This window comes from Ideonella sp. B508-1, assembly GCF_000333615.1.
In the GTDB taxonomy this organism is placed as follows: Bacteria; Pseudomonadota; Gammaproteobacteria; order Burkholderiales; family Burkholderiaceae_C; genus Ideonella.
The window spans coordinates 1-11245 of sequence record NZ_BADL01000556.1 but is presented as its reverse complement, the minus strand read 5'-3'; the positions used below and the strand labels follow the sequence as shown (position 1 = coordinate 11245).

The following is an 11245-nucleotide window of genomic DNA, read 5'->3' as shown; positions in this document are numbered from 1 at the left end:
CTGCTGCTGGGCACATGCGAGCCGAAGAGCGGCTGGCCGCATTCCTGATGAACCTGACCCAGAGACTTCAGGCCCGGGGCTTCTCGGCGTCATCGCTGATCCTTCGCATGACGCGAGAGGAAATTGGCAGCTATCTCGGGCTCAAGCTCGAGACCGTCAGCCGCACCTTCTCCAAGTTCCAGGATGACGGGCTGCTCGAAGTGAAGCAACGCCACATCCGGATCATCGATCAGGATGGCTTGCAGCAGCTGATCAACGGCGCTCACTGCTGAGCGCCACACGCCATCACCCGCTTCCCGCCTGTGGGCAGCGGGCTGGCGTTTTCATGCGGGATGAGCGGCGTCCTTGTGATCCGGGTCACCACCTTGCGGCAAACTCAGCAACTGAGTCAATGCCCCCGCGATGGAGATGATTCCCCAGAAGATGAGGAATGTCGCGGAGTAGATGGTGGACAGGCTCCAGTCGATCCTGTCAGCGCCAAACCAGTGAAGCTCCCCTGGATCGACGACCACGAACACCAAGCCCTCAGCGACCCCCGCCATCAGAAACGCGGGCCAGAGGATGCACAGCACCCTGACGGAACAAACGCGAGCGGATTCGGACACGGCAATGCTCCTTCTCAACAAAGTTGAAGGACATCTGGCGGCCATGACACGGGGGCAAGCCCGCCCCCCTGAGAGTTCTGTTCAGCGATCCTGCTTGGGCGTCGCCGCATGATTGCGCGCGGCCAGCGCAGGCGTCATGCTATCCATCCCATCATGAACCTCGGACGCACCACCTGACTCGTCCTTCAGCAGCACAGGATCGGCTCCCCGAACAGCCACCACGGCAGAAATGATGCTGGCGATCACCACCGTGAGGGGGCCGGAGATCACCAGCCACACCATCGGATGCCGCCACCAGGGCTTGGGAGAATCGTGTGCCTGAGACGTCAGGGTGACAACAGGGGAAACTTCGGATGCCGACATGTCTGAGTTCCTCGCGTGCCGCTCAGCGCGGCACCATGAAAGTGGACTTCTCTTCCACCTGAACGGAATGGGTCTTCTCGTCGTGCGCCAAGCGCTCGACATCAAACTGGATGCTGTGCATGCCCGTGCCGACCTGCTGGGCGGCTTCGAAGGGAATCTGTGCGCTCACCGTGATCCAGCGGGCCTCTGCGGGATCGAGCTCGAACGACGTCGGGCCATCGATCATGATCCCGGGCAGACCACGCACACTCAACCGGTACTTCTGTTCTTCTTCGGCCGAGTTCATGATCTGGATTCGGTAGACATTTTCGACACGCCCGTCGTCCACGATTCGTGCCAGTGAAGCCCGATCCCGAACCACATCCACGCGGAAAGGATTGCGCAGATAAACACTCAGCGCAAATGCCGACACGATGGCCAGCAGAATCACCGTGTAGATCAGGACCCGCGGCCGGAAAATGCGTCGCATCATCGAGCCACGGTCCAGATGGTTTTCCAGACCATTTTCGGTGGCGTAGCGGATCAAGCCCCGCTGATACCCCATCTTGTCCATGATGCCGTTGCAGACATCAATGCAGGCTGCACAACCAATGCACTCATACTGCAAACCCTTTCGGATGTCGATGCCGGTGGGGCACACCTGAACGCACAATCCGCAATCGACACACGATCCCAGGCCCAGCTTGGCGAGATCCGCCTTCTTCGAACGCGAGCCACGGGGCTCGCCACGCTCGCTGTCGTAACTGATGATCAGGGTATCCCGGTCGAACATCACGCTCTGGAACCGGGCATAAGGGCACATGTACTTGCAGACCTGCTCGCGCATGTAGCCGGCATTGCCGTAGGTGGCGAAACCGTAGAACAGGACCCAGAACCACTCCCAGGGCCCGAAGCTCAACGTCAGCGCCTCTTGCCCCAACACCCGGATCGGCGTGAAGTAGCCGACAAAGGTGAAACCTGTCCACAGGCCGAAGAGGACCCAGGCGATCTGCTTGCCACTGCGACGCAGCAGGCGCTCCATGGTCCAGGGCCCCTGGTCCAGGCGCATGCGCTGAGCACGATCACCTTCGAACTTTTGTTCGAACCACATGTAGATCTCGGTGTAGACCGTCTGAGGACAGGCATACCCACACCAGAGACGCCCCGCCACTGCCGTGAAAAGGAACAGGCTGTAGGCGGAGACGATCAAAAGCCCCGTCAGGTAGATGAAATCCTGCGGGTAAAGAACCATCCCGAAGATATAAAACCTGCGGGCGCCCAGGTCAAACAAGATGGCCTGACGGTCATTCCAGCTCAACCAGGGCAAACCGTAAAACAAAATCTGGGTGAACCAGACCAAACCCCAGCGCCAGGTGGCGAACCACCCCGTGACGCTGCGGGCATAGATTTTCCGAGACTTCTGGTAAAGCGATACCACCTCCGCCACAGTGTCTTTGCCAGACTCTGGCGGTTGACCAACAGGAGAAGACGAAATAGGGGTGGTGGTATCGCTCATGCCTTCACTCTAACTCACTGAGCGGCGACCTTCGTGTTCTGAGACAAATTCCAGACATAGGCCGCAAGCACCTTGATCTGCTCGGGCGTGAAGCGCTGCCCCTGCGGTGGCATCACATTGGTCTTGCCATGGTTGACCATGTCCATCACAGCTTGCTCACCCCAGCCATGCAGCCAGATCTTGTCGGTGAGATTGGGAGCACCAATGACCGGATTGCCCTTGCCCTCTGGGCCATGGCAAGCCGCGCAGACCACGAACTTCGGCTTGCCCAGTTGGGCCGCCACAGCATTGTGGGGGCTGCCCGAAAGGCTCAGCACATAGTTGGCCACATTGCGCACATCTTCAGGCGACCCCACCGCTGGCGCCATCACGGGCATCACACCCTGACGGCCATTGATGATGGTCTTCTCGATGTACTCGGGGCTACCGTCGCCCCCCAACCAGTCCTGGTCCGTCAGATTGGGAAAGCCCTTGCTGCCCTTGGCATCTGCGCCGTGGCATTGCGCGCAGTTGTTGACGAAGAGACGCTCTCCGATGGCCATGGCTTGCGGGTTCTTGGCCAAATCAGCCGCCGCAAGGTTCGCGAAGCTGGCATACACCGGGGCCATGGCAACACGGGCCTTCTCATTCTCCGCCTGAAGCTGCCCCACGGCAGACCATTGCAGCGTGCCCTTGTTTGCACCCAGGCCAGGGTAGAGTGCCAGGTAGATCGCAGCGAAAGCCACCGTGATCACGAACAATCCCATCCACCAGCGAGGCAGCGGGTTGTTCATTTCCTTGAGGTCCTCGTCCCAGACGTGGCCCGTGCTGTTGTCGTCAGCCATCACCTTCCGGCGGCTGGCGACAATCAACAGCGCCAGGCAGAAGACGAGACCCCCAATCACGATGGCCGCGATGTAGACGGACCATCCGATGTTGAAAAAGTCACTCATTCCATTCTCCAGTGGCGGGGTCGGGCAGCCCGACCCCTCGCACATCATTTGTGGGTGGACGTCGAGCCAGGCGTGTCGTCATCCAGGAATGGCAGTTGGGCCGCTTCGTCGAAGGCGGATCGACGCCGCCGACTCCAGGTCCACACCATCAGCCCGATGAACAGCAGCAGGGACACCACGGTCACGATGCTGCGCAGCGAGTTCAGATCAATCGACATGCTCTCGGCTCCTTGTCATCACTTGCGGGCGGTGCCCAGAACCTGCAGGTAGGCCACCAGGGCATCCAGCTCGGTCTTGCCCTTCACCTCATCACCAGCAGCGGCGATCTCGGCATCCGTGTAGGGAACGCCCACCTTGCGCAGTGCACTCATCTTCGGGCCGATGTCGGCGGGGTTGAGGGTGTTGTCCTTCAGCCAAGGGAAGGAAGGCATGTTGGACTCCGGCACCACATCCCGCGGGTTGTTCAGGTGAACACGGTGCCATTCGTCGCTGTAGCGACCGCCCACGCGCTGCAGGTCGGGACCCGTGCGCTTGCTGCCCCACTGGAAGGGGTGGTCATAGACGAACTCACCTGCGACCGAGTACGGACCGTAGCGCAGAGTTTCCGCACGGAAGGGGCGGATCATCTGGGAGTGGCAGTTGTAGCAGCCCTCGCGGATGTAGACATCCCGACCCGCCAGCTGCAGCGGGGTGTAGGGCTTGAGGCCTGGCACCGGCTGAGTGGTGGAGTGCTGGAAGAACAGGGGGACGATCTCGACCAGACCACCGAACGCCACGGCGATCAGGATCAGGACAATCATCAGGAAGTTACTGGTCTCGATCTTCTCGTGACCAGATGGCTTGTGTTGGCTCGCCATGTGTTGTTCTCCTTGAAACTCAGGCGTGAGCGGCCACCGCCGGAATCGGCGTCGGCACGGCACGGCCATTGGCGACAGTCATGATCGTGTTCCAGGCCATGATCAGCATGCCCGTCAGGTACAGCAGGCCGCCGCACACACGAATCACGTAGAACGGATAGGTGGCCTTGACCGACTCAACAAAGCTGTAGACCAGCGTGCCGTCCGGGTTCACTGCACGCCACATCAGACCTTGCATCACACCGGCAATCCACATCGCGGCGATGTAGAGCACGATGCCGATGGTGGCGATCCAGAAGTGCAGCTCGATCGCACGGGTGCTGTACATGCTCTTGCGGCCGAACATGCGGGGGATCAGGTGGTACAGGGCACCAATGGACACCATGCCCACCCAGCCCAGGGCGCCAGAGTGCACGTGGCCGACAGTCCAGTCGGTGTAGTGCGACAGCGCATTCACCGTCTTGATCGACATCATCGGACCTTCGAAGGTCGACATGCCGTAGAACGACAGGGACACGATCAGGAACTTCAGGATCGGGTCATCGCGCAGCTTATGCCAGGCACCCGACAGGGTCATGATGCCGTTGATCATGCCGCCCCAGGAGGGAGCCAGCAGGACCAGAGAGAAGATCATGCCCACGGACTGGGCCCAGTCGGGCAGCGCTGTGTAGTGCAGGTGGTGGGGACCCGCCCACATGTAGGTGAAGATCAGGGCCCAGAAGTGCACGATCGACAGGCGATACGAGTACACCGGACGCTCAGCCTGCTTGGGGATGTAGTAGTACATGATCCCCAGGAAGCCCGCGGTCAGGAAGAAGCCCACCGCATTGTGGCCGTACCACCACTGGACCATCGCATCCTGAACACCGGCATAGGCCGAGTAGGACTTCATCGGCCACAGGGACACCGGCACCTCGGCGCTGTTGACGATGTGCAGCAAGGCCACGGCGATGATGAAGGCGCCGAAGAACCAGTTGGCCACATAGATGTGGCGCACCTTGCGGATGCCGATGGTGCCGAAGAACACGACCGCATAGGCCACCCACACGATGGCGATGGCGATGTCGATCGGCCACTCGAGTTCGGCGTACTCCTTGCCGCTGGTCATGCCCAGCGGCAGGGTCACCACCGCCGACAGCACGATCAGGTTCCAGCCGATGAAGGTGAACCAGGCCAGCTTGGGCAGGAACAGAGCGGTCTGGCAGGTGCGCTGGACCACGTGATAGCTGGTGGCAAAAAGCACCGAGCCGCCAAATGCAAAGATCACAGCATTCGTGTGCAGCGGCCGCAGGCGACCATAGGTCAACCAGGGGATGCCGTTGATGAGCTCAGGCCACGCCAACTGGGACGCGACGATCACCCCTACCAGCATCCCTACGATGCCGTACAACACCGCGACGAGGGCAAAACCCCTCACCACGGCGTCTGTGTATGCCGGTTGCGCCGGCGCGGAACTATTTGCCATCGGAAGGCCTCCTTCTTATCGAGACTCTTGACTCACTGAGACGGGTTGGATTGTTTTTGAACACCCTGACGGGGCGCTTGATCGTCATCAACGACGGTCGCGTCCTGTTGCAGGATCCGCTCACCTTCGCGTTCCAGGTCATCGAACTGCCCCCGGTGCAGAGCCCAGCCGAACACGCCGATGATCACGAGCACCAGCACGGCGGAGAGGGGTATCAGGAGGTAGAGGATGTCCATCGGATCGTTTGCAAACAAGCACGGTGCATCGGACGACGCTCAGCGCCCGATACGCCAGGAATTGCCCACCACCAGGAGCGAGCTCAAGGCCATGCCCAGGCCAGCCCCCCAGGGCGGCAGGTAGCCCAGCATGGCCAGCGGAATACAGGCCGCGTTGTAGAGCGCCGCCCACACCAGGTTCTGGCGCACCACCCGCATGGCCTGACGCGCCAGCCGGCGGGACAGCAAGAGATCCTCGAACCGGTTCGACACGATGACGGCATCGGCATTTGCACGGGACACCAAGGCCCCCTGCCCCATGGCGAAGGACACGTTGGCGCGCGCCAGGACCGGCGCATCGTTGATTCCATCGCCCACCATCCCCACGATGGCGCCACCGGCCTGGGCAGCGGCCAAGACGTCACGCTTCACACCGGGCGTGGCATCACCGTGAACCTCACGAATACCCAACTGCTCGGCAATCTTCTGCGCCCGCGCGCTCACGTCTCCGGAGAGCAGACCAACCTGCACACCGTCGGCCTGCAGCGCCGCCAGCGCCGCAGGCACCCCCGGCCGGAGTTGCTCGTCGAACTCGAAGCGGACCAGCGCATGCCCGGGCCGACCGAAATAGACACAGGGGGCGTCGACCTGAGATGCGGAATCCGAAGACGGGACGGGCACCTCGCCTTGGACCCAGCTCAGGGCCCCGAGTCGCCAGAGATCGCCCCGTTCATCGGTCCCTTCCAGGCCGGCCCCGGCTTGCTCCGCCACACGACGCCAAACCGCGCGGGTGCCGGAGGGTTCCGCCGACACCAGTGCCTGCGACAGCGGGTGGGTCGACCAACTGGCCAGCGAGGCGGCCAGCCGGGTGAGCTCGCGCTCCTCGCCCTGCCCGTCGGCCAGAAGGGTGGTGCGTGCCCACTGCGGACGCTCCTCGGTCAGCGTGCCGGTCTTGTCCGTGTAAAGCCGATTCATGGAAGCCAGCGCCCTCCAGGCATCCAGGCGTTGGACCATCACCCCCCTGCGGGCCAAGGCCCCGGCGGCCGCCACCAGGGCCGATGGCGCACCCAGCGACAGCGGGCAAGGACAGGTGACGATCAGCACCGACACCATTACCCACACGCGCCGGGAGGGATCATCCAGAACCAGACCAGCCCAGAACCCAAGGCCAGTATCAGCACCGTCCAAAGAAAAGGCCCCGCCCAGGCGTCCGCCCAGCGCGCCAGCGCCGGACGCTGGCTCATCGCATCCCGCATCATCGCCACGATGGCCTCGTGGCGCGTGTCCGCCCCCACCCGCTCGACCCGCATCGTCACAGGCACGGAGAGGTTCAGGCTGCCGGCCACGACCTCATCCCCCGCCCGCTTGTCAACTGGACGGGACTCCCCCGTGAGCAGAGACTCGTCGGCCTGGGTGCAGCCCTGTTCCAGGCGGCCATCGGCAGGAAAGGCGGCCCCCACAGGCACCCTCACCCGGTCCCCACGTGCCAGACGCAGCACGCTCACGGTCTCGACCGCCTCACCGTCGCCCACCAGACGGAGGGCCGTCTCCGGCATGCGCGACAGCGTGTCTTCCAGGGACTCGGCGGCACGGTGCCGGGCCGACATTTCCAGGAAGCGGCCCGCCAGCAGGAAGCTGACGAACATGGTCAGGGAGTCGAAATAGACCTCATGGCCAAACGGCCCCTGCGGGTCGAACGTTGCCCCCGAGCTGGCCACAAACGTGACCAACAAGCCCAGGGCCACGGGAATGTCCATGCCGATCCGCCGAGTGCGAAGACTGGCCCAGGCCCCTTTGAAGAACGGGCCGGCCGAGAAAGCCATCACCGGAATGGAGACCAGCCAGCTGGCCCAGTTGAGCAACTGACGCAGGTCGAGTGGCAACTCACCACCATGCGCCACATAGCTTGGCGTGGCGAACATCATCACCTGCATGGCGCAAAAGCTCGCCACGAAGACGCGCCAGAGGGCCTGGCGGCGCTCCTTGCGCCGCAACTCGCGCGCCGAGGCTGCGGCGTCCGGCACGGCGTCATAGCCGGCGCCCCGGATGGCCCGCACCATCGCGGAAGGCGATGTCCGGGCGGGGTCCCAGCGGACCATGGCCCGGCGGGATGCCGAGTTGACACTGGCCTCCTCCACGCCCGGCAAGCCGCTCAACGCCGCCTCAATGATGCCGGCACACGCCGCGCAGTACATTCCGCTCAGCTGGAATGCGGATTCGGCGCGGCGTTGCCCATCGGCCTCTTCGGTCCAGCGCGTGAATCGCTGCTGCTCGATCGGATCGTCCAGAACGTCCAGGTCGCTGGTGTGCAGGGATTCCGTGCGGGATGGGGCGACAACGGCATTCATGGGGACGGAGACACAATCCAATGTCAGCCGCCTGAGGGGCAGCAGCGTTTCAGCATGTTAGGGCCAACGAACACATCGGAAATGACATTGATCAAGCGTAATCTCATCGCCTGGAGCGCCATGCTGGGCTTGCTCGGGGTTTTCCCCAGCGTCACGGATGCCCAGGAGGCGCAGACCCTGCCGACCCTGACCTTGTCAGCCGGCATGTACAACATCGTGGCCCAGGTGGCTCGCAGCCCTCAGGAGCGGGAGATCGGTCTGATGTTCCGCAAGACCATGGCGCCCCACGAGGGAATGCTGTTTGTCTTCGAGGAGCCTGCCACCCAGTGCTTCTGGATGAAGAACACCTTGATTCCCCTCTCGGCCGCCTTCATTGCCGAAGACGGCACGATCGTGAACATCGAGGACATGGCCCCCCAGACCGAGAACTCGCACTGCTCGCGCAAGCCGGTGCGTTTTGTCCTCGAAATGAACCAGGGCTGGTTCGCCAAACGGGGGTTGAAGGCCGGCGCACATCTCGCCGGCACAGTCTTCAAGAACAACTGATTCGCCTTCAGCACTCCCCGCAGAAAGCAAAAAGGGCCGGCAAAAGCCGGCCCTTTTGTTTTGGCGTTGCCCAGCGGATCAGGCCGCGAAATTCGCTTCCGCGAACGACCAGTTCACCAGATTGTTCAGGAAGGTCTCCACGAACTTGGGACGCAGGTTGCGGTAGTCGATGTAGTAGGCATGCTCCCACACATCGATCGTCAGCAGCGGCTTGTCGCCGGTGGTCAGCGGGGTGCCGGCCGCGCCCATGTTGACGATGTCCACCGAACCATCGGCCTTCTTCACCAGCCAGGTCCAGCCCGAACCGAAATTGCCCACGGCGCTCTTGGTGAATGCTTCCTTGAAGGCCGCATAAGAACCCCACTTGGCGTTGATCGCCGCAGCCAGGGCGCCGGAGGGCTCACCGCCACCGTTCTTCTTCAGGCAGTTCCAGAAGAAGGTGTGATTCCAGATCTGGGCGGCGTTGTTGTAAACCGGGCCGGCCGACTTCTTGACCACGTCTTCCAGCGGCAGCCCGGCGAACTCGGTGCCCCCCACCAGATTGTTGAGGTTCACGACGTAGGCGTTGTGATGCTTGCCGTAGTGGTATTCCAGGGTTTCCCGGCTCATGTGAGGCGTCAGGTCATCCAGGCCGAACGGCAGCGGCGGCAGAGTGTGTTCCATGCAATTTCCTTTCGAGGATGGTTCAACAGGCGCGTGACCCGCCGAATCCGGGGTCAACAGAATCCGAATTCATTGTAGGCACGGCCGATCAACCCCGTGCGCGCGTGGGAGGAACCGCCACTGGCGATGAGGCCACCTCCACCGCCGTGACCGTGGCCTGGGCCGAGCCATCGGCCCAGACGGCACGAACCCCCTGCCCCACCGCCAGTGAGGCCGCCGAGATGATCGGCCGCCCGTCATCTCCCTCGATCCAGGCATAGCCGCGCGACAGCACATCCCGAGGATCCACCGCCCGCAGCCGGGCTTCCCGCAGGCCGAGTTCATGCAATGCCGCCAGCCGCGCGCGCTCCACCAGCCGTTGCCAGCGCTGCTGCCGATCCATGAACTGGCGCCCCAGACGCTGGGCCTCTGCGCGCAGAGCGCCCCGCCATCGCTGCTCGGAGAGACGCAGGCGCTCGCCCTGGGATTGCAGGATCCGCCGGGGGTCTCGCAGGCGCAGGCTTGCCAGATCCAGTCGCTGGGTGGCTTCATCCAGGCGCTGGTGGACCCGGCGGGCCAGCCCCTGCGCCTGGATGTCCAGCATCTGCAGCAGTTCGTCCCGCGCCGGCGACACCAGCTCAGCGGCCGCCGTGGGGGTTGGTGCCCTCAGGTCCGCCGCCCAGTCGGTCAGGCTGATGTCGGTCTCATGGCCCACCCCACTGACCACCGGGATGGCCGACTGGGCAACGGCCATGACCAACTGCTCGTCGTTGAACGCCCACAGGTCCTCCAGGCTCCCGCCACCGCGGCACAGCAGAACCACGTCCACCTCCGCGCGGGCATTGGCCTGGGCCAGCGCCGCCCTGAGCGAAGCGGGCGCCTCACTGCCCTGCACCAGCGAGGGATAGAGAATCACCTTCACATGCGGTGCCCGGCGCCGCAAGGTGGTCACCACATCGTGCCACACGGCACCGCTGGCGGACGTGATGACACCGATCACCCGCGGGTGGGCAGGCAGAGCTCGCTTGCGCGCGGGGTCGAACCAACCCGCCTGCTCCAGGCGCGCCTTCAGGCGCAGGAACTCTTCGTACAGGCGACCGGCCCCCACGGACTGCAGCGACTCCACCACCAGCTGCAGTTCACCCCGGGGTTCGTAGAGTGACAGGCGCCCGCGGACTTCCACCTGCTGACCATCCCTGGGCAGGCTTTGCAGCAGTCCCGCCTGCCGACGGAACATGACACAGCGCAGCGACGCACCGCCCCCCGCACCGTCCTTCAATGCAAAGTAGCAGTGGCCGCTGGCCGCCCGGGTGAAGCCTGACAGCTCGCCACGGACCGTGACCGATCCGAACCTGGCCGCAAGGGCATCGGCCACGGCCAGCAGAAGCGCCGCCACGGTCCAGGCGGCCGGACGCTGAACGGCGGGAGGCGAATCATCCCAGCGCGGCACATGCACTCCCTTGAAGGCCATGCCGCAGGCAGATATCCACCCGACCGGATCCGCCGGGCTCTGCATGGGCGCCGCGGTTCAGCAAACGCGTTTTCGTCACAAGCAATTGATTTAGAAAGATTTTTTGCCGCCAACTTTTGGGGCAAACTAAGAAATCCCTTGAGATATCGAGGCCCGACCCCTGATTCATCGGGTTTGCCCACAAAGTTATCCACAGGAACTGTGGATCACCCGCCTCGGGACACAAGCCGTCGCGCACTCGCCTCAGTGCGACATGAGCAGGCTGCGCTTCAGTCCATAATCGCGGGCACTGTTCGCAGGGCCCCT

Annotated in this window: 14 protein-coding genes; 2 read left to right on the top strand and 12 right to left on the bottom strand. The window is 63.3% G+C overall.

The window, feature by feature from the left end:
• A partial coding sequence (locus I73_RS21850) for a helix-turn-helix domain-containing protein (protein WP_040501302.1) occupies window positions 1-272 on the top strand: 272 nt, incomplete at its 5' end.
• 51 nt (window positions 273-323) lie between these two features.
• Here I73_RS21850 and I73_RS29775 read toward each other — a convergent pair.
• The 10 genes from I73_RS29775 to I73_RS34230 form a co-directional block, all read right to left on the bottom strand.
• Window positions 324-605 carry a hypothetical protein gene (locus I73_RS29775; protein WP_085944631.1) on the bottom strand — a complete coding sequence of 94 codons (282 nt, stop codon included), beginning with the start codon at window positions 603-605 and terminating at the stop codon, window positions 324-326.
• 81 nt (window positions 606-686) lie between these two features.
• A complete protein-coding gene (locus I73_RS21840) occupies window positions 687-968 on the bottom strand; it encodes a hypothetical protein (protein WP_040501300.1) in 282 nt (93 codons plus the stop codon).
• A gap of 22 nt (window positions 969-990) precedes the next feature.
• Window positions 991-2463, bottom strand: a complete 1473-nt coding sequence (ccoG, locus tag I73_RS21835) for a cytochrome c oxidase accessory protein CcoG (protein WP_026097057.1) — start codon at window positions 2461-2463, stop codon at window positions 991-993.
• A 14-nt stretch (window positions 2464-2477) separates the two neighbouring features.
• The gene (gene ccoP, locus I73_RS21830) at window positions 2478-3395 is read right to left on the bottom strand and encodes a cytochrome-c oxidase, cbb3-type subunit III (RefSeq protein ID WP_022982564.1); all 918 of its coding nucleotides are present in this window, start codon (window positions 3393-3395) and stop codon (window positions 2478-2480) included.
• A 44-nt stretch (window positions 3396-3439) separates the two neighbouring features.
• Window positions 3440-3613, bottom strand: coding sequence for a CcoQ/FixQ family Cbb3-type cytochrome c oxidase assembly chaperone (locus tag I73_RS21825; protein ID WP_022982563.1), 174 nt, complete (start codon window positions 3611-3613; stop codon window positions 3440-3442).
• 18 nt (window positions 3614-3631) lie between these two features.
• The gene (ccoO, locus tag I73_RS21820) at window positions 3632-4252 is read right to left on the bottom strand and encodes a cytochrome-c oxidase, cbb3-type subunit II (RefSeq protein ID WP_022982562.1); all 621 of its coding nucleotides are present in this window, start codon (window positions 4250-4252) and stop codon (window positions 3632-3634) included.
• 19 nt (window positions 4253-4271) lie between these two features.
• Window positions 4272-5717: a cytochrome-c oxidase, cbb3-type subunit I gene (ccoN, locus tag I73_RS21815; protein ID WP_022982561.1), complete on the bottom strand. Its 1446-nt coding sequence runs from the start codon at window positions 5715-5717 to the stop codon at window positions 4272-4274.
• A gap of 32 nt (window positions 5718-5749) precedes the next feature.
• On the bottom strand, window positions 5750-5953 hold the full coding sequence (gene ccoS, locus I73_RS21810; protein WP_022982560.1) for a cbb3-type cytochrome oxidase assembly protein CcoS: 204 nt from the start codon (window positions 5951-5953) through the stop codon (window positions 5750-5752).
• A 39-nt stretch (window positions 5954-5992) separates the two neighbouring features.
• Window positions 5993-7120, bottom strand: coding sequence for a cation-translocating P-type ATPase (locus I73_RS34235; RefSeq protein WP_234409578.1), 1128 nt, complete (start codon window positions 7118-7120; stop codon window positions 5993-5995).
• The gene (locus tag I73_RS34230; protein WP_051049322.1) at window positions 7045-8280 is read right to left on the bottom strand and encodes a cation-translocating P-type ATPase; all 1236 of its coding nucleotides are present in this window, start codon (window positions 8278-8280) and stop codon (window positions 7045-7047) included. Before I73_RS34230 ends, I73_RS34235 begins: the two co-directional genes overlap by 76 nt.
• Before the next feature lie 54 nt (window positions 8281-8334).
• Here I73_RS34230 and I73_RS21800 point away from each other — a divergent pair, with 54 nt between their 5' ends.
• Window positions 8335-8826: a DUF192 domain-containing protein gene (locus I73_RS21800; RefSeq protein ID WP_374701973.1), complete on the top strand. Its 492-nt coding sequence runs from the start codon at window positions 8335-8337 to the stop codon at window positions 8824-8826.
• Between the two features lie 78 nt (window positions 8827-8904).
• On the opposite strand, the gene I73_RS21795 is transcribed toward I73_RS21800, so the two are convergent.
• Entirely contained in the window at window positions 8905-9489 is a 585-nt protein-coding gene (locus I73_RS21795; RefSeq protein WP_026097054.1) for a superoxide dismutase, read from the bottom strand.
• Between the two features lie 88 nt (window positions 9490-9577).
• Window positions 9578-10939, bottom strand: a complete 1362-nt coding sequence (gene xseA, locus I73_RS29765; RefSeq protein ID WP_040501297.1) for an exodeoxyribonuclease VII large subunit — start codon at window positions 10937-10939, stop codon at window positions 9578-9580.
• Between the last annotated feature and the right edge of the window lie 306 nt (window positions 10940-11245).